Annotated in this window: 36 protein-coding genes; all 36 read left to right on the top strand. The window is 45.4% G+C overall.

Features of this window, described 5'->3' with window-relative positions; translation table 11 throughout:
- Positions 1 to 19 precede the first annotated feature (19 nt).
- The 36 genes from AC4PHM_RS10550 to AC4PHM_RS10375 all read left to right on the top strand — a co-directional run bounded on the left by AC4PHM_RS10550 (position 20) and on the right by AC4PHM_RS10375 (position 21,392).
- A complete protein-coding gene (locus tag AC4PHM_RS10550; protein WP_492017760.1) occupies positions 20 to 217 on the top strand; it encodes a helix-turn-helix domain-containing protein in 198 nt (65 codons plus the stop codon).
- Positions 204 to 554, top strand: coding sequence for a DUF3846 domain-containing protein (locus AC4PHM_RS10545; protein ID WP_492017759.1), 351 nt, complete (start codon positions 204 to 206; stop codon positions 552 to 554). The genes AC4PHM_RS10550 and AC4PHM_RS10545 overlap by 14 nt, the downstream gene beginning before the upstream one ends.
- A 16-nt stretch (positions 555 to 570) precedes the next feature.
- Positions 571 to 783 (top strand): hypothetical protein, encoded by a 213-nt coding sequence (locus tag AC4PHM_RS10540; protein ID WP_492017758.1) that lies wholly within the window; start codon positions 571 to 573, stop codon positions 781 to 783.
- Complete coding sequence (locus tag AC4PHM_RS10535) at positions 780 to 965, top strand: hypothetical protein (protein WP_492017757.1); 186 nt, start codon at positions 780 to 782, stop codon at positions 963 to 965. Before AC4PHM_RS10540 ends, AC4PHM_RS10535 begins: the two co-directional genes overlap by 4 nt.
- Positions 966 to 1,065: 100 nt before the next feature.
- Complete coding sequence (locus tag AC4PHM_RS10530; RefSeq protein WP_492017756.1) at positions 1,066 to 1,278, top strand: hypothetical protein; 213 nt, start codon at positions 1,066 to 1,068, stop codon at positions 1,276 to 1,278.
- Positions 1,275 to 1,460 (top strand): hypothetical protein, encoded by a 186-nt coding sequence (locus AC4PHM_RS10525; protein ID WP_492017755.1) that lies wholly within the window; start codon positions 1,275 to 1,277, stop codon positions 1,458 to 1,460. Before AC4PHM_RS10530 ends, AC4PHM_RS10525 begins: the two co-directional genes overlap by 4 nt.
- 103 nt (positions 1,461 to 1,563) lie before the next feature.
- Positions 1,564 to 1,749, top strand: coding sequence for a hypothetical protein (locus AC4PHM_RS10520; RefSeq protein WP_492017754.1), 186 nt, complete (start codon positions 1,564 to 1,566; stop codon positions 1,747 to 1,749).
- The gene (locus AC4PHM_RS10515) at positions 1,731 to 1,979 is read left to right on the top strand and encodes a hypothetical protein (RefSeq protein ID WP_492017753.1); all 249 of its coding nucleotides are present in this window, start codon (positions 1,731 to 1,733) and stop codon (positions 1,977 to 1,979) included. Before AC4PHM_RS10520 ends, AC4PHM_RS10515 begins: the two co-directional genes overlap by 19 nt.
- 78 nt (positions 1,980 to 2,057) lie before the next feature.
- A complete protein-coding gene (locus AC4PHM_RS10510; RefSeq protein ID WP_492017752.1) occupies positions 2,058 to 2,909 on the top strand; it encodes a hypothetical protein in 852 nt (283 codons plus the stop codon).
- On the top strand, positions 2,906 to 3,454 hold the full coding sequence (locus tag AC4PHM_RS10505) for a site-specific integrase (protein WP_492017751.1): 549 nt from the start codon (positions 2,906 to 2,908) through the stop codon (positions 3,452 to 3,454). The genes AC4PHM_RS10510 and AC4PHM_RS10505 overlap by 4 nt, the downstream gene beginning before the upstream one ends.
- 131 nt (positions 3,455 to 3,585) lie before the next feature.
- The gene (locus tag AC4PHM_RS10500; RefSeq protein WP_492017750.1) at positions 3,586 to 3,960 is read left to right on the top strand and encodes a hypothetical protein; all 375 of its coding nucleotides are present in this window, start codon (positions 3,586 to 3,588) and stop codon (positions 3,958 to 3,960) included.
- Complete coding sequence (locus AC4PHM_RS10495) at positions 3,947 to 4,324, top strand: YopX family protein (protein ID WP_492017749.1); 378 nt, start codon at positions 3,947 to 3,949, stop codon at positions 4,322 to 4,324. The genes AC4PHM_RS10500 and AC4PHM_RS10495 overlap by 14 nt, the downstream gene beginning before the upstream one ends.
- A 15-nt stretch (positions 4,325 to 4,339) precedes the next feature.
- On the top strand, positions 4,340 to 4,783 hold the full coding sequence (locus AC4PHM_RS10490) for a YopX family protein (RefSeq protein WP_492017748.1): 444 nt from the start codon (positions 4,340 to 4,342) through the stop codon (positions 4,781 to 4,783).
- On the top strand, positions 4,776 to 5,210 hold the full coding sequence (locus AC4PHM_RS10485) for a single-stranded DNA-binding protein (protein WP_492017747.1): 435 nt from the start codon (positions 4,776 to 4,778) through the stop codon (positions 5,208 to 5,210). Before AC4PHM_RS10490 ends, AC4PHM_RS10485 begins: the two co-directional genes overlap by 8 nt.
- A gap of 12 nt (positions 5,211 to 5,222) precedes the next feature.
- Positions 5,223 to 6,101, top strand: a complete 879-nt coding sequence (locus AC4PHM_RS10480; RefSeq protein WP_492017746.1) for a hypothetical protein — start codon at positions 5,223 to 5,225, stop codon at positions 6,099 to 6,101.
- Between the two features lie 135 nt (positions 6,102 to 6,236).
- A complete protein-coding gene (locus AC4PHM_RS10475) occupies positions 6,237 to 6,566 on the top strand; it encodes a nucleoside triphosphate pyrophosphohydrolase family protein (protein WP_492017745.1) in 330 nt (109 codons plus the stop codon).
- Positions 6,532 to 6,957 carry a hypothetical protein gene (locus AC4PHM_RS10470; RefSeq protein WP_492017744.1) on the top strand — a complete coding sequence of 142 codons (426 nt, stop codon included), beginning with the start codon at positions 6,532 to 6,534 and terminating at the stop codon, positions 6,955 to 6,957. The genes AC4PHM_RS10475 and AC4PHM_RS10470 overlap by 35 nt, the downstream gene beginning before the upstream one ends.
- Positions 6,958 to 7,469: 512 nt before the next feature.
- On the top strand, positions 7,470 to 7,760 hold the full coding sequence (locus AC4PHM_RS10465; RefSeq protein ID WP_492017743.1) for an HNH endonuclease: 291 nt from the start codon (positions 7,470 to 7,472) through the stop codon (positions 7,758 to 7,760).
- A gap of 136 nt (positions 7,761 to 7,896) precedes the next feature.
- Positions 7,897 to 8,250: a P27 family phage terminase small subunit gene (locus tag AC4PHM_RS10460; RefSeq protein WP_492017742.1), complete on the top strand. Its 354-nt coding sequence runs from the start codon at positions 7,897 to 7,899 to the stop codon at positions 8,248 to 8,250.
- Positions 8,247 to 9,971, top strand: coding sequence for a terminase large subunit (locus AC4PHM_RS10455; protein ID WP_492017741.1), 1,725 nt, complete (start codon positions 8,247 to 8,249; stop codon positions 9,969 to 9,971). Before AC4PHM_RS10460 ends, AC4PHM_RS10455 begins: the two co-directional genes overlap by 4 nt.
- Positions 9,972 to 9,981: 10 nt before the next feature.
- Positions 9,982 to 11,166: a phage portal protein gene (locus AC4PHM_RS10450; RefSeq protein WP_492020497.1), complete on the top strand. Its 1,185-nt coding sequence runs from the start codon at positions 9,982 to 9,984 to the stop codon at positions 11,164 to 11,166.
- Entirely contained in the window at positions 11,163 to 11,741 is a 579-nt protein-coding gene (locus AC4PHM_RS10445) for an HK97 family phage prohead protease (protein WP_492017740.1), read from the top strand. Before AC4PHM_RS10450 ends, AC4PHM_RS10445 begins: the two co-directional genes overlap by 4 nt.
- A complete protein-coding gene (locus AC4PHM_RS10440; protein WP_492017739.1) occupies positions 11,719 to 13,110 on the top strand; it encodes a phage major capsid protein in 1,392 nt (463 codons plus the stop codon). The genes AC4PHM_RS10445 and AC4PHM_RS10440 overlap by 23 nt, the downstream gene beginning before the upstream one ends.
- The gene (locus AC4PHM_RS10435) at positions 13,080 to 13,388 is read left to right on the top strand and encodes a cadherin-like beta sandwich domain-containing protein (protein WP_492020496.1); all 309 of its coding nucleotides are present in this window, start codon (positions 13,080 to 13,082) and stop codon (positions 13,386 to 13,388) included. Before AC4PHM_RS10440 ends, AC4PHM_RS10435 begins: the two co-directional genes overlap by 31 nt.
- 16 nt (positions 13,389 to 13,404) lie before the next feature.
- Entirely contained in the window at positions 13,405 to 13,689 is a 285-nt protein-coding gene (locus AC4PHM_RS10430; protein WP_492017738.1) for a hypothetical protein, read from the top strand.
- Positions 13,686 to 13,991: a phage head closure protein gene (locus AC4PHM_RS10425; RefSeq protein WP_492017737.1), complete on the top strand. Its 306-nt coding sequence runs from the start codon at positions 13,686 to 13,688 to the stop codon at positions 13,989 to 13,991. The genes AC4PHM_RS10430 and AC4PHM_RS10425 overlap by 4 nt, the downstream gene beginning before the upstream one ends.
- Before the next feature lie 11 nt (positions 13,992 to 14,002).
- Complete coding sequence (locus tag AC4PHM_RS10420) at positions 14,003 to 14,395, top strand: HK97 gp10 family phage protein (protein ID WP_492017736.1); 393 nt, start codon at positions 14,003 to 14,005, stop codon at positions 14,393 to 14,395.
- Positions 14,382 to 14,693 carry a hypothetical protein gene (locus tag AC4PHM_RS10415; protein WP_492017735.1) on the top strand — a complete coding sequence of 104 codons (312 nt, stop codon included), beginning with the start codon at positions 14,382 to 14,384 and terminating at the stop codon, positions 14,691 to 14,693. Before AC4PHM_RS10420 ends, AC4PHM_RS10415 begins: the two co-directional genes overlap by 14 nt.
- 15 nt (positions 14,694 to 14,708) lie before the next feature.
- A complete protein-coding gene (locus AC4PHM_RS10410; RefSeq protein ID WP_492017734.1) occupies positions 14,709 to 15,536 on the top strand; it encodes a major tail protein in 828 nt (275 codons plus the stop codon).
- Between the two features lie 13 nt (positions 15,537 to 15,549).
- Entirely contained in the window at positions 15,550 to 15,924 is a 375-nt protein-coding gene (locus AC4PHM_RS10405; RefSeq protein WP_492017733.1) for a hypothetical protein, read from the top strand.
- Positions 15,897 to 16,142, top strand: a complete 246-nt coding sequence (locus AC4PHM_RS10400; RefSeq protein ID WP_492017732.1) for a hypothetical protein — start codon at positions 15,897 to 15,899, stop codon at positions 16,140 to 16,142. Before AC4PHM_RS10405 ends, AC4PHM_RS10400 begins: the two co-directional genes overlap by 28 nt.
- A 16-nt stretch (positions 16,143 to 16,158) precedes the next feature.
- Complete coding sequence (locus tag AC4PHM_RS10395) at positions 16,159 to 17,982, top strand: phage tail tape measure protein (protein WP_492017731.1); 1,824 nt, start codon at positions 16,159 to 16,161, stop codon at positions 17,980 to 17,982.
- Positions 17,979 to 18,314, top strand: a complete 336-nt coding sequence (locus AC4PHM_RS10390) for a hypothetical protein (protein ID WP_492017730.1) — start codon at positions 17,979 to 17,981, stop codon at positions 18,312 to 18,314. The genes AC4PHM_RS10395 and AC4PHM_RS10390 overlap by 4 nt, the downstream gene beginning before the upstream one ends.
- The gene (locus AC4PHM_RS10385; RefSeq protein WP_492017729.1) at positions 18,314 to 19,711 is read left to right on the top strand and encodes a hypothetical protein; all 1,398 of its coding nucleotides are present in this window, start codon (positions 18,314 to 18,316) and stop codon (positions 19,709 to 19,711) included. Before AC4PHM_RS10390 ends, AC4PHM_RS10385 begins: the two co-directional genes overlap by 1 nt.
- Positions 19,711 to 21,219: a discoidin domain-containing protein gene (locus tag AC4PHM_RS10380; RefSeq protein ID WP_492017728.1), complete on the top strand. Its 1,509-nt coding sequence runs from the start codon at positions 19,711 to 19,713 to the stop codon at positions 21,217 to 21,219. Before AC4PHM_RS10385 ends, AC4PHM_RS10380 begins: the two co-directional genes overlap by 1 nt.
- Positions 21,216 to 21,392, top strand: a complete 177-nt coding sequence (locus AC4PHM_RS10375; RefSeq protein ID WP_492017727.1) for a hypothetical protein — start codon at positions 21,216 to 21,218, stop codon at positions 21,390 to 21,392. Before AC4PHM_RS10380 ends, AC4PHM_RS10375 begins: the two co-directional genes overlap by 4 nt.
- Positions 21,393 to 21,426 lie beyond the last annotated feature (34 nt).

Genomic DNA, 21,426 nt, shown 5'->3' with positions numbered 1-21,426 from the left:
GAAAAAAGGAGGATGCAACATGTTACTGACTGCTTATGACATACAAGAGCGCTTAATGATTGGCAAAAGCACAGTTTACGAACTATTAAGGACCGGACGGATCAGATCCAAGAAGGTTGGCGGAAAGATCTACAGAGTTAAAGAAGAGTGGCTGGAAGAATACTTGGATTCATGCAATGACGACAGAGAGGAGCTTGATCCGGATGTATGCGATTAAAGTTGGCGCTGATGGCAGCGTGAATACTGTGACACCGCAGGAGAATAACGGATCTATCCTGGGATGGCTCCAGGCTCAGGTTGGTGGATTTATCGAGACGATCAGCCCAAGGATCAGGCTGCCATTCGATTACCAGTTGATCGTCAATGAAGAAGGCAAGCTCATGCGGCTGCCGCACAACGAAAAAGCCTCCACTCATATGCATCGAAGCTACGGGGCGGACTTTATCGCCGGTGACTGCATCATCGTCAAGATCGCGACGGATGAGAATGGAGAGCAGGACATTGCGACACTATCGGCTGAGGAAGTGACGCAGCTGATGCGGGTGATTGGATAGACTGGAGGGGCTTAACGTGATTATTGACTATGAGAAGTCACAGCGGTACATGATCGAATGTCCTGAGTGCAACTTTGTCTCTGAGATAAATGAAGGTACGAGCTGGGATGGTCAGCGGCCTGTCTATGACTTTAAATGTCAGAGATGTGGCATGTATATGTGCAGCATTTATCCAAATAAAAACTGGATGATCGTCACCAGGGGCACGAAGGCATGGGAGGCTAAATGATGATCACAATTCAGTTTTTATTGATAGCTTCCGCGGTTGTCATGGCCATTATGGGCGGCGGGTATGCGGTAATCAAAGTCGTTGATAATTTTGGCCCAATGTGCGGATCAGCTATGGCCATAGCGTTTCTGACGATGTGCGTCATGTTTGGACTGATGATGGTGAAGTGGAGGTATTTCTGATGTGTGATTGTGAAAAGTGTCCTTGGCGGCATCCTAAGACGTGCGCTGCATGCCGGGATGTGGCAAATAAAACGACAGTAATTACTGGGAGACGATGCTGATGTTTGAAGCCGGAAAGTACTACATCATTTCAGCTATGAAAATATATGACACAGTAGGTTTTTCAGCACTTCCGATTGACCTGGTGAACCATATGAACGGCGTCAAATTCGTTGCTGTGGGTGGACTGATAGACACGATCCACTATAAAGGCAAGACCTTAGTTGTGAATCCTGAGTGGTGTGTAAGTGGCGAGGAGGATGATCTGATATGACCAGGAGAGAGTTAAAGACAGCCTTGATTGCTCTTAGGCTCATTGATCCGGATATCGCTGATGTTGAAATGAAAGAAATTGATGAAGATCTGGACGTTAGAAAGACACACACGCTGCTGATCGGATCTGATCACTTTATTGCTAAGTGGTCAGCTGATGACTATGAATTTGGGAGGTTATAAGCATGATTGGTTATTATCTTCGTTGCATCAAGTGGCTCTGGAAAAATCGCGAATGGTCAAATACCAGGCAGAAATTCAAGGCCATGGCCAGGGAGGTCCAGGAATGAACAACAAGATTCAGAAAATAAAAAAGGCCATCATGTCGGCCTTTCCGAACGCTGAGGGCGTGATTATCAGGCTGGATGACGACATCATGGAAGTCAGTGTCATTCCATGGGCAACAGCTGAAGATGATGATATCGAAACAATCATAGTGGAGGGGAGAAAATCATGGAAGAGTACGGAATGATCCTATTGGTGGCTATGTTGGCCATAGCAGTTTTGACTGGCGCGCGGATCGGCAGCAAGGACGACTTTGAGCGGGGCCGAATTGTCGGTATCGAGGAAGGCAGAATAAAAGAGCGCAACGAGGTGAATGCGGCCATTGCACAGATGAGAGTTAAATCCGGAAGGCTCGATGGCATGGAGGCGTGCAAATTATATGAAAACGAATTTGGCGCACAAAAAAGGAGAGCCTGATCTCGCACAGATCAAGGCCCTCCAAATAAATTCAACCATGGCCATTATACCACAGACATGAAAAGAGGTGAATAGAATTTGCCAAACAGAATCATAAAAGAGAGCATCTGCAGCAGTGAGGATATTGCGAAGTTGGAGCCCATGGAAGAGATCTTCTTTTACCGCCTGATCGTCAATTGCGACGACTTTGGCCGGTGTGATGCCAGGCCGCAGATGCTCAAGGCTAAGCTGTTTCCGATTAATGAGACCATCGGCACGGAGGATTGTTCCATGTATTTGAGCAAGCTGGTGAAGGTTGGACTTGTGGTCATGTATGAAAATGAAGGCCGGCAATATCTGTTTCTGACTAAGTGGGAAGATCATCAGCAAATGAGGGCAAGACGGTCGAAATATCCAGACCCACCAACACATAATAGCAAATTGATTTCAATTGATATCAACGGAAATCAATTGAAATCAGATGAAATCACTTGCACCCGAGAATCCAATCCAATCCAATCCGAATCCAATCCGAATCTGAATCCGAATCCAATACAAGATGAGGTGCCATATCAGAAAATGATTGATCTGTTCCATGAGAGGTGCCCTTCGCTGCCTAAGATCAAAAGTATGACGGATAAAAGGCGAAGGACGTTGAAAGCCAGATGGGCGGATCTGAAAGGTGACGTGATTGATTACCAGGCATTTCTTGACCGGGTGGAGAAGTCGGACTTCCTGACTAATCGAACGGGCACATGGAAGGCGGACTTTGACTGGATTATGACGCAACACAATTTTGTGAAGATCCTTGAGGGCAATTATGACAACAGGCCAGCTAAAGGCCATGGCGTGAAAAAGAATGGCTTCCACAACTTCAATGCGGAGCGTGACCCAACGGATCTGGATGCGGTGCTACGCAATAAGAGCCGGGGGAAGGTGAGTCAGTTATGAATAAAGTGCAGCCTATTAAGTTAAAAGCCAAGATTGATGAGGTCGAGCAGATCCTTGGGGCATGGGATGAAAAGTACCGGATCATGTTTCTGATGGGAATCTACTCAGGCCTAAGGATAAGCGACATACTGCAGCTGAAGGTTAAGGATGTGTATGGCCGTGATCACATTGATATCAGGGAGAAGAAGACCAAGAAGGCAAAGCGCTTTCGGATCAACAGTATCCTGGCTAAGGAGCTCAACCGGTACTGCGCCGGGAAGAGCCCTGAAGATTATCTGATTAAGTCCAGGCAGGGGAAGAATAAACCCATTGTCAGGCGAAGAGCATACGAGGTAATCAATCGTGCAGGGCGTCTGGCTGGCCTTGAGAGCGTCGGGACACACACCATGAGGAAAACCTTTGGCTATCACTACTACAAGCAGACAGGCGACGTCGTGACGCTACAGAAACTGCTTAATCATTCAACGCCCAGAGTTACTTTGGTTTATATTGGCATCGAGCAGGACGCAATTGATGATGCTGTTTTTAATTTTAGCTATAAATAGTGTCTTAATGAGACAGCGGGAATGTCGCTGAAAATACAAATATGGTTTAGCGGTTGGAATTACTTTGATTTGAGGCAGTTTGTCGAAGTTCCCAAAATATTACGATAAGACATCCTCAGGGCGGTGAAAAGGTGGCAAGAAAGCATCAGGTAACACTGAAATCATTAGAGGACCAGGTTGAGTTTTACCACAGGCTCAAAGGCGTGCTCAGCCGGGAACCGGTGAATGAAACAGAGGCGGTATTCCTGAAGTACATCGAGCTCCGGCGGACGTCTGATGTGGCTGCCTGGATTAACAGCCTTGGTTCCAGGGTTAAGTCAGCCAGAGGTGAGCGGCTCTGGATCTCGACAGATGTGACGGAACTGCTGGATGATCCGGCAGCAGTGGAACTGGTGGACAATCAGATCTACTGCTTGGCGAAGCGAATGCAGAAATCTGGCCGGCTGAGTCTTAAGCAACTTCAACAGGTGTTTGGAATGGAGGAGATTGTGGATGAGACCAATTAAGTTTAGGGGCAAGTCGCTTGAGAGCGGTGAGTGGGTCTATGGCTATTACACAAAAAGTCCTAAAGGAGTTGTCTATATCACGCCATTTAAGGTTGGTGCGCCGATCAAGGTAGATCCGGAGACGGTGGGTCAATGGACTGGATTGCTAGACTCTGAGGGATATAAGGTCTATGAGGGCGACATCATTGAATCGGGAGAATTTAGAGCAGCGGTCAAATATTTCGGAGATGAAGATTATCCAGCGTTTGATGTTGCGGGTGATTTCGTAGATAGCGTGAATGGATTGAGTTATTTAAAAGCAGTGTCTAGTTTTGAAGTTATTGGCAATATCTACGATGATCCTGAGCTGCTTACTAGACAATAGAAAGGGAGTGCGAACTTGAGAGAAATAAAATTTAGAATGTGGGACGCAATAACTAAAAAATATTTTACTGATTTAGAAATTGTCTTTGAGTGTCTAAAACAACAAATTATGAATGTGTATGATCACGAAGCTGAAGGCTGTGTATTTGAACAATACACAGGCCTCAAAGACATTGATGGAACTGAGATTTATGAGGGGGATATACTCGAATTCAAAAATTACCCCGGAGAAAATTATGTTTTAGAAATCGCCACAAGTGATGTCCCACCACACAATTTTGTATCAGGGCTCAGAAAAAAGCAAAATTCCAATGTTAGAGGGATAAACGATGGGCTATTTGAAGTTTTGGAAGACCTTCCGGTTGAGTGCGAGGTAATCGGCAATATCTATGAAAATCCAGAATTGCTTAATGCAGAATTGTCCCCAATGACGAACCAGAAGGAGAATGAGCATGAATAAAGTCGTACTGATCGGAAGATTGACCAAGGATCCAGAACTTAGACACATAGCATCAACTGGAAGGGCAGTTTGTAATTTCACGCTGGCTGTGGATCGGCAGCTGAGCAAGGATAAAAAGGCAGAATATCAGCAGAAGGGTATTTCGACAGCTGACTTCATAAGAGTTAATGTCTGGGGACAAAGGGCTGAAGTTGCAGCTCAATATTTAAGTAAAGGTCGAAGGGTCGCCATAGAAGGTCAAATAACAACTGGATCATTTAAAACGAACGATGGAGAAACTAGGTACACAACAGAAGTCACCGCCAATCAAATTGAGTTTATTGAGAAGGCGAGCGGCCAACAATCGGCAGCTGATCAGGATCAAGGCATGTATGATCCGGGCGATTTCAGCGGCAGCTATCAAGATGATGACGAAGTGCCATTTTAGAGAGGTGATAGCGTGACTTACAACAATTTTAAATTCGAGAGGCGAGATTTAGAGAGAGAAGCAGAGTATGAAACGAAGCACCTGGCCGATTGCAATGAGGTTAAAACCTACAAGCTGACGCCAGATGAAATAGAAAAGCGCTACGGTGCCTGTAAAGGATCCGGTAAGAAAATTGGATCGCTGATCAATGTACGAAATTTAAAGAAAAAGGATGATGACGAAATGGCGAAAATTTATGATGCAAATGAAGTTATAGAGGCGGTTAAAAATTTCATGGAGGAAGTTGGCATCACCGAGCATGTACCGGCATGGTCAGCGATGTCTAAGAAGCTCAAGAAATATGAAAAGACAATTTATGGTCCAATTGGCGGCATGACTGGCCTTGCTGATAAGCTTGGAGTCCCTACTTTACATGAATATAAAAATATACAGAAGGCAGCCGCTAACCTTGAGATATTGCGTTCGAGAATGATTAAACCAATCAAGGATGTGTCTGAGGAACGGTTTGAGGAGGAAATTGCCGCAGTCCATCCGGTTCCGGAGGTTATGACAGTCACAGCTGACGCACCATTAGAATTATCTGCAACGCCCGAAGTAAATAATGATTTGAATGTCGCTGAAAAAAGTCTACGTGAGGTTATCGAGACGATTGGTGTGCATGTTGACAAAGAAGAGCTTCAGGCAAGTATGGAAGCAGAAAAGAAAACAGCATGTGATCAAAAGGTATTCGACGCTTATGCGCATAAAGTGGCAGATTATCAAAAGCTTAGTCTTAACATAGATGATTGCTTGAGAATTGAGAAAGAGCTGCTCCAGCGCCAGGAAGAACTGAACATCTGGCTTGAAGGATTTGAGAAGGCTGCCGAATTGATGGGAGTTGATCTTGGATGATGCAGCATGTTTATCTGAAGTACCCACCAACGTGCGATATCTGCAAGAAACAGCCTATGTCTAAGGCTGGTGTGTGGCATGATAACTATCGGCAGATCTATCTTTGCAACGAATGCCATGACAAGGAGGTTGCAAATGAAAGCCTCAATGCCGATCTTGTGGAAGCGTGAAACATGGGGGAAACATCTTAAGAAACTGTCTGAGGAGTATACAGAAGTTTGCGAGGAACTTCACGACATGATTGTCGGGAATGGGGATGCCAAGCGGCTGAACAGTGAGCTGCTGGATCTGATCCAGGTGTGTATTGGCACGATAGAGGCAACTGGTGAGGATGTACCGGAGGCGATCCGGACGCATGTTGACAAGTTGATGGGTCGCGGTTGGAGTGTAAAGGGTTGGATTCTTTTGGACGTTAAGATGGGGGTTGGCCATGATAGCGTACAGGACGTACAAAAAACTACTTGATGAAATTGCAATCATTGAAGCAAGGATAGCTGAGCTTAAGCGGCAAAATGAGACGCTAAAAAAATTCATGGGCGGACCAAAGGAAATAAGCGCTCAAAGATATGATACGGGTCCGAAAGGATCCACTCAAATGTCATTTGAACGGCTTGTAAATCAGTACATTGATAATGAGCAAGACTTACTTATTCTTGAGGAAATACTCATTGATAAGGCAGAGGCTAAGGAGGCAATTGATTGTATCCTTGGGTCGAGTGATTGTCTCCATAGTCAGGTGGCATATAAGAGACTGGTTGAAGGGAAAACCTTACAGGCGATAGCTGAAGAGCTTGGTTATAGTATCAAATGGATTGAGAAGGTTTCAGCTAGTCTTGACATCAAACACAAATTGTAGGGTATTTAGGGGGTGCGTGGTACTAAATATAGTGCTATGCTCAAATTGTGAAAAACTATACACAATCTTCCGGGCCGCCAGCGATCGAAAACACCTCCTTTCGCCAGGCGGCCATTATAATGCTATCAAAGTCTAAGACGCGGCTGATACTTAGATGGACTCCTGGGCCTTAGACTTGATGAAATACAGGCCGGTGCAACTTGACGCATGCGCCAATCACCGGCCTCGCCATTTGGCGAAAGGGGTGGAGAGTTGAAGCCACATCAATTCGACATCAAGAAGGTTCATGACGGTTGGATCATATGCGTAAAAGGCAGGGGAGAGCATGGACATTTCAACTACAGATCAGGTTGTGATTCTTTGGTGAAACTTATCTGCAAAGGTAAAGTGCCAAAGGATCCTTATTTCAGAGAGGCAGCCAGGCGCATTCTTACTGAGTCAGAGTATAGGCAGCTGTCGTCTAGGTGGAAGCCTGGATACAACAATAGCAGCTTAAGGGGCGTGGTACATAGGTGAGCTTCAGTCACAAATCAACGCGCTGGGAAAGAAAGCGCGCTGCCATACTTAGGCGCGATGAATACCTTTGCCAGGAGTGTAGGCGCTATGGTAAGTCTGTAGCTGCTTCACCGGTACATCATATCTGCCCGGTTGAGTCTCATCCTGAGCGGGCCTATGCAGATTCAAACCTGATCAGCCTTTGCAATAAGTGTCACAATGAAATGCATGACAGAACAACAGACCAGCTCACGAGTAAAGGTCTCGCGCTTATTGAAAGAACGAATAAATACAAAGAAAATAAATAAATATACACAAAACAACTGACGTGTTACAAACACATCCCCCCCACCTAAGCAATACCAACACACTTAGACGGGGAACGGGGTGGGGAATCTCGTGTGAGTGCATGAAGTTTTCAAAAAGGGGGTGCTGGAGGTGGCTGTGAAGACAAAAAAGGCGATGGAACGAGACATAATTAAGAAGATGAAAAGCCTTGGAGTCTACAAACCGGAATACTCCAGCATGATTCTGATTTTTGCCGGGATGCTCCATCAGTATTCAGAGTTTGAAGAACAATTTGAGGAATCTGGCTATAAAATTACTGAAGAATATACCAATAAAGCGGGGGCAACTAACGAAAGAAAGGTGCCTCTTTATATGGCAATGGAGAGTCTAAGAAGAGATATTGCGACCTATGCCGACCGGCTTTGCCTTAATCCAAAAGCGCTCGAATCCGTCACAACTGAGAACACAAAAACCTCAAAATTATCGAAGCTTCTGAGTGAGCTTTCATGAAACATTATGCAAATTTTAAGCTCGTCATGGACTATGCGAACGGAGTTGCCTCCGGAGCGATCCCGGCGAACAAAGAACAGATCCAGGGATGCGAGCGCTTCCTTCGCGATCTGAAAAATCCAGCATATGAATTAAGACCCAGGGAAGCCGAGGTCATTATCAGCATCATTGAACGCACCTTTGTCCACCAGCAAGGCGAAAAGCTGGACGGAACACCTCTGAGAGGAGAACCGTTTCTTCTTGAGCCTTTTCATAAATACCAGGTTTATAACTTAATGGGCTTTTTCCTGAAAGGAACCAATGAGCGCCGCTTCAAAGAGGCGTTCATTTTTATTCCAAGGAAAAACATTAAGACATCATTTGCCGCAGCACTCTCCTGGGCGCTTGGCATCTATTACCGTCGTTCAGGGTCGAAATGCTACATTGTGGCAGCTTCTCTAAAGCAGACACTTGAGAGCTTCAACTTCATCAAATTCAACATTGAACAGATGGGTGAGTCTGATTCGTTTAGGATCCTGGATAACAACCATGAGCACAGTGTATCTGCAAGCTTCTCCGATGGGTCAATTTACATTAACGCCCTGGCATCCAACCCGGATAAGCAAGACTCATTCAACTGCAACATCGTCATTGCTGATGAGATGCATGCCTATAAGACGCCAAAGCAATACAACGTCCTGAAGGAAGCGACAAAGGCATATACTAACAAACTGGTGATTGGCATTACAACAGCCGGCGATGACATGAACACATTCTGTTATCGGCGGCTTCAATATTGCAAAAAGATCTTGGACGGCACTGTCACGGATGAAAAGTATTTTGTCTTCATTGCCAAAGCTGACGAAGATGAAAACGGAAATGTGGACTATACAAACCCACTCACACAACAAAAAGCAAATCCGGCTTACGGCGTGTCTATCAGGCCTGATGACATCATGAGCGATGCACTCCAGGCGCAGAATGATCCGCAGCAGCGCAAAGACTTCCTGGCGAAATCACTCAACATCTACACATCGGCCATGAGAGCATACTTCAATCTTGATGAATTTAGGAGGTCTGACAGCAAGTATAACTGGACCATCGATGAATTGATCAAGCTGCCAATTGAATGGTACGGCGGCGCTGACCTATCCAGGATGCACGACTTAACAGCTGCTGCTCTCTATGGGACGTATAAAGACGTCGACATTGCCATCACTCATGCCTTTTTCCCGATTGTGAACGCGCACCTCAAGGCAGAAGAAGACAGCATTCCACTGTTTGGTTGGCAGGACGATGGCTGGCTGACAATGTGCAACACGCCAACGGTCAATTACTCTGACATCATCAATTGGTTCATCACAATGAAGAAGAGAGGTTTCAAAGTCAAGCAGGTCGGCTTTGACAGAAAGTTTGGCGCTGAATTCTTTCTCGGAATGAAAAAGGCGGGCTTCAATATCGTTGATGAGCCTCAGTACTTTTACAAGAAAAGCCAGGGCTTTAGACGTATCGAGCAAAAGGCTAAGGACGGCAATTTTTATTATTTGCACTCACAGGCCTATGAATACTGCCTACAAAACGTGAGGGCAATCGAGAAGACAGACGACATGATTCAGTACGAGAAGGTCATGCCGGAACATAGAATCGACCTGTTTGATGCATCGGTTTTCTCGTCTGTCCGGATGCTTGAAAACATGGAAAAAAGTAATGCGGCCTTAAGTTGGCTGAAAGGGGGATCATGATTTGGGACTGATGCAAATGTTCAAACGGAAATTTAAGACCAGAGAGGATCCGGTCGTTGGTTGGTTCATGACTGATTCTGCTTCTGACACGCTTTGTGTGACTGGCTATACCAGACTTTCGGATAATCCAGAGGTAAAGATTTCAGCTGGAAAGATCGCAGACTTAATCAGCTTGATGACCATCCATCTCATGAAAAACACTGATGACGGCGACGTGCGAGAGAAGAACCAATTATCCAGGAAGATTGACATCAATCCATACTCTCTCATGACCAAGAAAGCGTGGATTTATAACATCGTCTATACAATGCTTGTCAGTGGAGATGGGAACGCATTCGTTTATCCAAAATTTGATGGCGATTTTATAAGCGAACTTATGCCACTACGACCGTCGCTTGTCAGAATTAAGCCGTTCGGAGATGCTTACAAAATCATTTATAACAACAAATCTACCTACGATTATGATGAAGTGCTTCACTTCATGATCAATCCAGATCCAGAAAAGCCGTATCAAGGGACCGGATACAAAGTAGTCCTTCGAGATATTGCTGACAACCTAAAGCAAGCCACGGCAACAAAGAAGTCTTTCATGAGCGACAAATATAAACCGTCAATTATTATTGCTGTCGATGCACTCACGGAAGAGCTTTCCAGCGAAGAAGGCCGCGATGCCATCATGAAAAAGTACATCAGCGAAACAGGTGGCGGTAAGCCGTGGATTATTCCTGGAGAACTCATGAAAGTTGAGCAGGTCAAACCTCTCAGCCTAAATGATCTAGCCATAAATGACGCGGTACAGATTGATAAGCGAACCATTGCCGGTATTTTCGGCGTACCTGCGTTTTTCCTTGGTGTCGGAAATTATAACAAAGACGAGTACAATGCGTTTGTAAATTCTACGTTGATGCCGATCGCCAAAGGGATTGAGCAGGAACTCACTCGAAAACTCCTATACAGTCCTGATCTCTATTTCAAGTTTAATCCACGCAGCCTTTATGCTTATGATCTAAAAGAACTAGCTGATGTAGGTGGGAACATGTACGTCCGCGGGATTATGACAGGCAATGAAGTTAGGGACTGGATGGGGATTTCGCCGCTGGAAGGACTTTCAGAACGTGTCATTCTGGAAAATTACATTCCTGCAGGCATGATTGGAGATCAGAAAAAACTGGTTCAAGGTGGTGAAGAAAAATGATAAGACAAGCTGTCAGCATAATGAGTGAACTCAGGGCCGATGGTGAACAGCAAGACATGTTCATTGAGGGTTATTTTTCAGTGTTCAACAAACGCACTCAGCTTTGGCCAGGTGTATTTGAGAAAGTGGATCCAGCTGCATTCAATGAAAGCTTAAGCAATGACATCAGGGCGCTTACGAACCATGACACAATGTTTGTGCTTGGACGGAACAAGTCAGGTACGCTGGAGCTTAAGACGGATTCAAGAGGCCTTTGGGGACGGATCACCATCAATCCAAACGACACAGACGCTGTCAATCTTTATGAGCGTGTGAAGCGCGGAGACGTCGATCAGTGTTCATTCGGTTTTAATATCATCGAAGAGTCTACCGAATTCCTAGATGATGGATCCATTGAATGGACGCTGAAAAAGGTTGATCTCCATGAGGTCAGTGTTTGCACCTTCCCGGCCTATCAGGACACCGCGGTAACAGCCAGACAGGCTGATTATGAAGTTGAAAAAGAGCGCCTTCTTGTGGCTCGAAAAAATGAACTAAGGGGGAAACTTGCCAATGTTAAAGCAACTCATGCTTAGAAGAAAACTAGAACAAAAGCGTACCGAGCTATCGGCGCTTGTGACAAGACGCGAAGCAATTAATAGACGCGAGGCAGAAGTTGAGGCTTCGATTGCAGAGGCTTCAACTGATGAAGAAATGGCTGCGCTTGATGCTGAAATCGCTTCTATCGAAGCAGATGCTCAAACGATCGAATCTGAAAAGAGTAAGCTTGAGGGCGAGATTGCCGAGATCGAGCGTGAGCTCGAGGATCTAAGAAATAATGAACCAAAACCAAATACAGATTCAAAGCAAGAAGACCAAAACAGATCAAAACCAATTGAGGGGGAAACCAGAATGAGCAAATTCAAGTTTTTCAGAAACATGCCACTTGAGACCCGTGAATCCATCATGGCTCGCGACGAAGTAAAAGATTTTGCGGTTCGCGTAAGAAGCTTCATCACAGAAAAGCGTTCAGTAACAGGTGCCGAGCTTGCGATTCCGGAGATCATGCTGGAAGTCCTTAGAGACAACCTTCACAGATATTCGAAATTGATCGGAAAGATTAACCTCAAGCGCGTCAACGGTAAAACCAGACAAATCGTTGCAGGGTCAATTCCTGAGGGCGTTTGGACTGAAGCGGTTGGTAAACTTAATGAGCTTGCGCTTTCATATGGCATGATCGAAATCGATGGATATAAAGTCGGAGGTTTTGTACCTGTCGCAAATTCCACACTCGAAGACAGCGACCTCAACTTGGTTGATGAAATCATGGATGCCCTTGGCCAGGCAATCGGGTTTGCGCTTGATAAAGCGATCGTCTTTGGTACCGGAGCAAAGATGCCGGTTGGCATTATGACAAGACTTGCTGAGACAGCAGAACCTTCTTACTGGGGATCTAATGAGCAGGCTTGGTCAGACCTTCACACTTCTAACCTCCTCAAATTCGATCCAACCAGCATGACAGCAATTGAATTCTTTGCTGCACTTGTCGAAGATCTTGGGGTAGCAAAACCAAATTACTCAAATGGCGAAGCGTTCTGGGTTATGAATAGAAAGACAAAAATGAAGATCATCACCAATGCGATTGCATTTAACGCAGCTGGCGCCATTGTTGCCGGCGTGAACAACCAGATGCCAATAATTGGTGGCGAAATCATTGAACTTGAATTCATGGCTGATAATGACATCGTTGGTGGCTTTGGCGATCTTTATCTGCTCGCAGAAAGAGCCGGCGCTTCACTCTCTGCATCTGAACACGTGAAATTCATCGAAGATCAAACCGTATTCAAAGGCACCGCGCGCTATGATGGCCGACCTGTCTTTGGTGAAGCGTTTGTCGCTGTCAACATTGCAAACACTGCTCCAACAACTACGGCATCCTTCGCGACAGACTCTGCAAATTTTTAGACGCGTACCTGTCTGAGCTGAAGATTGGTACGCTGACTTTAACACCAGTATTTAGCGGCGCAGTAACTACCTATGCGGTAGATACTACCAACGCCACTAATGCCGTAACAGCGACGGCAGCCAAGTCAGGCGCAGTAGTAACCATTACTGTCAATGGCGATGCTCATGTCAGCGGAGAAACTGCGACATGGGAAGAAGGCGAGAACACAGTGGTAGTTACAGTGAAATACGGCACAACAACTAAGACTTACACTGTAACCGTCACGAAGACCACATAAGGAGTGAGGCGGTCATATGGATAAGACCATAATACTAAGCCTGGTCAAAGCCAGGTTAGGCATCAGTACGACGGTCCGAGACCCCTATTTGACCGCCATCATAGACGGAATCCTCGATGAACTTGAGACGGAAAAAGGGCTGGTACTTGATAGTGCCAGTCCTTATCACCTTATGTTCGTCGTGGATTTTTCAGTGTGGCGGTACGAGAGCAGGGACTCTAATTCTGGAATGCCGCGGCACCTGCAATTCAGACTCCATAATTTGATGATGAAGAAAGCCGGGCAGGTGACAACCGAATGACCTATGACAACGAAGTGAAGCTCATAGCGAGAACAACCACATACGACAGCATTGGTCAGCAAATTGAGTCAGCGCCGGTTTACACTACTTTGCTTTGCTCCGAAAAAGCAATCAAGTACAGTGAATTCTATGCCGGAGCTCAGGCTGGGATCCGTCCTGAGATTACACTGATCATTCATCGGTTCGAGTATAGCGGGCAAAAGGAAGTTGAGTATCTTGGCCAAACGCTAAAAGTGATCAGGACTTATCCGGTTTCTAGCGAAGAAATTGAGCTCGTTTGCGGCGACATTGTCGGATCGTGAGGTGAAATACTTTGAGCATAAAATCATATGATTTCACCAAAGAGATCAAGCGACAGCTGCAGGAGTATACCAGAGAGGTCATCGCGGATATCAACGAGCGAGCAAAAGTCATCACCAAAAGAGGTGTAAAGGAGCTGAAGCAAGTCAGCCCCAAGCGTCCTAAAGGCGGTGACTATGCGAAGAGCTGGACATATAAAGAAAAGGTATTCGGCAATGCTCCTACCAGGTTCACAGTTCACAATAAAGATCATTATAGACTGACGCACCTTCTGGAGCATGGTCATGTAATCGAGGGCGGATCAAAACGGACTAAAGCACAGCCCCACATCAAGGAAGTTGAGGAAAAGATGGTCAATGAGTACATTGAAGCGACCAAAGAGGTGATCAAGAATGGGCGTCGATGAACTACACACAGCGCTAAAATCCACCGGCATTCCGGTCGCGTATCGAAAATTTAAAAAAGCTCAGACGCCGCCTTATATCACTTATTACTTTGTTGGTACGGACAACTTTGGAGCCGATAACGTCGTTTATGCCAAAAATGAGAATTATGTGATTGAGCTCTATTCACGAGATCGTGACCTAGCGAGTGAGATCAAAATAGAAAACGTCCTTGACTCAAACGAAATCTACTGGGACAAGGACGAAAGTTATATTGAAACTGAAAACCTTTTCATGATGATCTATGAAATCCAAATTTAACAAGGGGTGAAACTAATGGCGAAAGTCAAATATGGTTTGAAAAACGCGCACTATGCGCCGATCGTCGAGGCAGATGGCGTGATCAGCTTTGGCACACCGGTAAGACTTCCGGGCGTGGTCAATTTAACGATGGCGCCTGTCGGTGATTCGGTTGAGTTTTATGCCGATGATGAGCTTTACTTCGGAGAAGAAGTAAATAATGGATATGATGGCGACCTCGAGATTGCACTTGTTCCGGACTCTTTTAGAAGAGATGTTTTGGGCGAAGTTCTCGACGCTAATGGTGTCCAGGTGGAAAGATCCTCGCAAAGAGGTTCGAAGTTTGCGCTGCTGTTCGAGTTTGCGACTGATGTGAATGCCAAAAGGCATGCGCTCTATTACTGTCACGCTGCACGACCAAGCGTTGAAGGCGCGACAAAGACTGAGTCCAAAGAAATTAAGACAGAGACCTTTTCATTTAAGTCTAGGCCGCTTCCTGGCACAGCTGATGTTAAGGGTTCTTCTACTGCAACGACTGATCCTACGACTTATGCAAACTGGTATTATGCGGTTCAGACTCCGGACAACACGTTTGTTCCGGTTACTGGAGTAACGGTGGCTGGTGCAGGCGCTGTCGACACAGTCGCTGAAGATAGTACCCTGGCAATGATTGCAACAATTGCTCCAACGAACGCTTCTGATCCACGCGTGCTCTGGTCCGTGGCGACGCTTTCCGCGGGCGTGGCGACAATTAATCCACTCACCGGCGTGCTGACAGGAGTCACAGCTGGCACAGTTACGGTTACCGCAACAACGATTACCGGATCTGTGGTAGGAACTAAAGTAATCACAGTAACAGTCTAGGGGCTGAAAAAAGATGGAAAAAGTATTGATCATTGATGGGCGTCAGGTGCCGTTTAAAAGCACCGGCGCCTTTCTTCTTAGATACAAGGCACAGTTTGGCCGGGATGCTCTTAAGGATCTTGTTAGGCTTGAAAAAGCAGTCAAAGAAAAAGAAGATGCGGATAAAACCACTTCAGAAGATGAACGTTATGAAGTCAGCAATATAGACGAGTTTGATCTTGAAGTGTTCTATAATATGGCTTGGACTTTAGCCAAGACCGCCGACCCGTCTATACCGCTGCCGTTTGAATGGCTGGATTCATTTGGTGAATTCCCAATCATGGATGAGATTATGCCCGAGCTCATGGAACTCTTTGAAAAGTGCATCAGAAGTTCAAAAAAAAAATAATTACGGGCGAATCAAGCAATCAGGCCTCTCTTGAGCTAACAACCGAACTGATTATGGTCCGCGCGCTTGAGAGGGGCCTTTCATTACGAGATTTTGAAATACTCACAGTAGGCATGCTGCTGGACTATTTTATTGAATATGACAATTTGAATATCTCAGATGAACAAATGAAATCAGCAGTAATTGAGGCACAGCAATCACACTTTGATGCTTTCTAAGAGGTGGTGAAACCAAATGGCAGATAAGATCAAAGGGATCACCATCGAATTGGATGGCGATGCCAGAAAACTTAACAACGCAGTAAAAAGTGTTGCTTCTAGATCTAAAGAATTCCAGGACGAACTCAGAAAAGTTGAGCGTCTACTGAAGTTTGATCCAAAGAATACAGAACTATTAGCGCAAAAACAGAAGCTATTGACTGATTCTGTTGATCATACCAGAGAAGCACTTCAGAAATTCAAAGATGCCAAAGCTGATGCAGATAAAACAATGGCTGCAGGTGGAAAGGTTTCAGAAGAACAATACAGGCATCTGCAGCGTGAGATCATTGAGACGGAGCAGAAGCTCAGAGGGCTCGAAAAAGCTCAATCTGATTTCAATTCTAAGGCAAAAAAAGCAGTTGACTCTATGTCTGATTTTGGGTCAAAAGTTAGTGACGCCGGAAATAAAATAATGCCGGTATCAGCTGCAGCTGGTGCCGCTATTGGTGGTGTTGTCGCTCTTGCTGTAAATTCCGCAGCTGCCGCGGATGAACTAAACACTTTATCAAAACAAACGGGAATGTCTACTGAAGAACTGCAAAAATTCAGTTATGCTGCAGACTTAATTGACGTACCGCTTGAAACCATAGCTGGATCTCTTCCAAAACTCACTAAAGCAATGGGCCGTGCCAAAGATGGATCTAAAGCGACGATTGGTGTATTTGATGAACTTGGCGTGGCTTGGGATGACGGCACCGGCAAGCTAAGGGACAATTCAGAGGTTTTTTATGAGTTGATTGACGCTCTGGGTGAAGTTGAGAATGAGACAGAACGCGACAGAATGGCTATGGAGTTGTTCGGAAAGTCCGCAACAGATCTCAATCCTCTCATTATGGGCGGAGCTGAAGATCTTAAGAAGTACGCAAAAGAATGGGAAGAGATGGGCCTTGTGCTGTCTCAAACTGATCTTGATAAATTGAACGCTTTCAATGATGAGATCGACAAGACGAAAGCCGTTGTATCAGGAACAGGTCAAGCGCTAGGTGCTGAGTTTGCGGAAATACTTATGCCTTTATTGCAAGACCTTGTAAAGATGCTCAGCGGTCTCTTAGAAGCCGTGAGAAACATGAGCCCGGAGACGAAGAAATTCATTTTAATCATACTCGGTATTGTAGCAGCTATTGGTCCGCTACTCATCTTTATCGGTCAAATGTCTGTGGGTATTGGCGCGCTTATCGGCATTTTGCCAGTACTAGGCGGTGCGCTCGCGTTCATTACCGGACCGTTTGGAATTGTAATAGCCGCCGTTGTCGCTGTGATTGCAATTTTCGTGCTATTCAATAAGAATATGGACGCAATCAAAGAAAAAGCCGCTGCGATGTATGAGAACATCAAAGCGAGCTTTGCCAAAACTAGGGATTCAATTGTAAATCCGATCATGAATGCCATTGATACTCTGAAGAAAATCAATTTGTTTGAGATTGGAAAAAACATCATCAGCGGACTGATCAACGGTGTAAAAGCTATGATCGCGAAAGTTAAAGAAACCATCGGCAACATAGCTGAAACGATCACCGAAGGTATAAAAAAAGCGCTTAAAATTCAATCTCCTTCGAGAGTTATGGAGGGGCTTGGTGAGTACACGGGAGAAGGTTTGATCAAAGGTCTGGAAAGCACTAAGCGTGCTTTGTCATCTGTTTCGAACAGCATGGGAAGCGTCGCGACTGCCGGAGTGGGTGCCGGATCCATGATGCACTCTGGCACGATCCGCGTTGAAGGGATTAATTACAAAAACCAATTGGTTGGCGTCGCTGATATTGTTATGGAGCAGCTGAGAAGGGAGGCGCGCAGGAGATGACGGGATTATTTGATGGATCGACCTTAATCACCAGATACCTGCGCGTCGTTCGGCAGAAGACGCCTCGTAAGGTTGTGAGAACGCTGCTGGATGGGTCGGAGCATGTACAAATCATCGGCACGGAGGTCACGCGGCTGGCAATTGAGCTGGCGGTGGATTTGATGGGGCGGGAGATGATCGACGAGCTGGACGCTTCTGGCGGGCTTGTGACGGTGGAGGATGAAGAAGGTAACGAGTACTCCGGTAGGATCCTTGAGAAGGGCGACTGGTCGAAGATGCAACGCGGGCACTATCAGACGACGCTGACGCTGAGCATCGAGGCGGTGGTCTGATGCGCGCGATACCATCGGAGCTGCTTGAGCGGGTGAAAAAGAAATGGCAGGTGCCGGCTGAGAATTCAGATCCTGCCATGAAGGTTTATTTGAGCCGGGGATTTATCAATGAAATGTTCCAGGTGTTTACCATCCAGGAGGGCGCGGAGCTGACGGATGTGGATGTGACGGTGAAGCGCACGGATACATCGGCTGAACCGGCGGAGGCGTTCGCGCTGGCGATCAATGGCGGGGTGGCTCAGGTGAAGTCGAAACCGCTGCCGTATGATGATCAGATCCCGTGGGTGGACAGAATGACGGTGGCTCTGAGTGCGACTGCGGTGGCGATTGAGTTTGACGGGTACTGGGACCGTGATTATGTGACGCGGCGGTTTAACTTTGTCACGGAAGAATACCCGTGGTTGTTCTACGTCCAGGGCGAGACGCTATACGCCAAGTACTGGGAAGAAGCAGAGATCACGCTGGCGACGGATGTGGTGAAGGTCTGCGCGATACGGGGATGGCTGCCGGCGAATGGGGATCAGTCGAATGACCAGGGGCTGATTGTGGCTTACATCAAGACGGATGGGCTGGTTTATTACCGGTCGTACTGTATCCAGGTGGGCGGCGGGAAGCTCTGGGAAGTGGAGCGGAATGTGGCTGAGATACTGACTACTTGCACAGATTTGGCTTTATTCCGGACAAATGACTTTAGAATCGGTTTTATGATTTCTACTGGCGGGGTTATGTATTGGCTTTTAACATCTCGCAACTGGGCGGGTATGAGTTTCGAGCCTGAGTTATTAACAGGACAAGCATTTGTATCATTAATTGACGTTACTGAAATTGAGTACATTGAACAAAATGCTTCAGATGAATACATGACAGGGCAGTATTTTATGCCTATCATTGGTATAGGCCTTGATAGCACTCCGAAGCCTACGGCGATTTCGGCTACAATTATTGACAACAAAACTGTAACACTTGAATTTAGTGGCAATTTAACAGGTTTCACTGGACGTATAAAAGATTATCTGCGCTTATCAAATGAGGCTGAAACGCAATTCTACGAGATTTCATCCATTGTGGTTTCCCCTCAGAACAAGCTAACAATAACAACAGCAAATGAATTCAACGTTCTTAACAACATGAAGCTCGCTTGTCAACAAGTTGGTATAGTCACAGTATTTGCTACGCTGTCGATAATTATGGATGTTGCGCCTTTCAGCATTGTTGCGAATGGTTTGATTCCTATCCCGTATCATACCGAGTATTTAAACGCTAAAACATCCTTTGTAAAATTTATGGATACAGCTATAGTTTACGCTTCACACAACAGTGAAAGCGAATATTTAAATGGCACATTCAAAGGTTTTACATCTATTGTAGTAACGAAGCTGGGAGGTGGGGACATATAATGAACAAAGTTAAATTGCACAATAAGTTCGAAATTGAAATTTACGATAAGAAAACGGGTGAAACAAAATACGCATTCGCAGAAAATATTGTATTAAATAAATGTTTTTGGTCGGACGTAAGCTTTCCTGAATATGTTATGGGAAGTATTTACGTCGGACGTGGAACTGGAACTTTGAGCAAAACAAGAGCATCGCTGTTCACTCCATTAACTTTTGCAGGGGCGTCAAATGTTGAAATCGTTTTTGACTCAGATGTCCTTATGCACCGAAAAGTTAAAGCCGTATTCGACGAAACAAAAGGTAATGGTTATTCCTGGACAGAAGTCGGGCTTGCATCTTATACTTTTGCAACTGATTATATGAACACTCATGCAATGTTAAAAGATAGTGAAGGCAATCCGATTACAATTCCGAAGACTAACACGATGATTGTTACCATATACGCAACCGTCTATTGCGAGTTAGTTTCCCCTCCGTCTGGTCATTTCAAAATGTTGGGCGGCAGTAGGAGCGCGATTCTCAGGGCTATTGCTTATGGGTATGGGTCTTCGCTTAAACCCTCCTTGACCGGCTATAACTCAATGTATGCGTTGACAACTTTGCGATGTCTTAACGGTGAACCTTCGTTACTCGGATTGTGTTATGCTTATACAGCTAATTTTGGCCCAACAATAAACAATACAACTTTTTTGCATACATTTCCGACTTACAGATTTACAGTAAGCCAAGCTAACTTCCCTATACGCGGCGTGATTCACGCCACTACAAGGCAATATGCAAAAGGACCATATTACTTCGTTGGTGCAACAACTATTCCGTGTGAAGGACTTTACGGTGGTCAAACTTATTCGGGAGTTTCCGTCGGGACAGGAGATGGCGTGCAGACTGAGTTTGACTTACCAGTTAGCTTAGCAAAGCCAGAAAGCGAGACCATTTATGTGGGTGGTGTGGCCAAAACGCGAGGCATTGACTACACAATTCATTACGGACACAAATCTGACGTTCAAAAAATTATTGACATTGTCGGAAGTGACGACCTTTATCCAAGACAGGAAGTAAATGAAATTGTTGAACTTCCTCAACCAAGCGGAGCGCATTTCACCGCAGGAGCCGCTACAATTACAAGAGTTGAATTTAAGAATTATTCTTCAACAGGATCTTATGGTTATACAGCATACAATATTGAAATGAGCGAGGACGGCGTTAATTTTGACGCTATTGGAAGCGGTTCTTGGGCGGGGAATCAAGTTATAGACATAACTTTACCTACGCCAAAAAAATACAAATATATGAAGGTCATATTGACCTCAACGAGTTACGACGCCAATAGATTCGCATATTTTAGAGTCTACGCTACCCAACCGGCAACGAAAAACATCGTTTTCAATACACCGCCAGCAAGCACAGCTCCGATTACAGCAGACTTTTCCATTGACTATATTAATAAAACATCCAATTACGTTCTTGATGTTCAAACACAGGTACAGTGGGGAGGGGTGCAAGAATGATAGAGTTGAAAAAAGGACTTTGTCCGCATTGTAACAACGAATTCGAGTATTGGACAACGGAAAATACGATAACGCACTACTTGTGTGGTCATATCGTCGAAGTAGAACCATGTGAACCAGAATTTATTGAAGAACCTCAAAGCGAGGTGGCTCAAGATGGAACTGTCATTTGAATACAACGCCAACTTAGGCAGCGGGGTAAATCCC

The sequence above is a fragment of the Acidaminobacter sp. QWL-03 genome (genome assembly GCF_058683855.1).
Note: the sequence above shows the minus strand (reverse complement) of the source record. Positions and strands in the feature narration are given on the sequence as shown.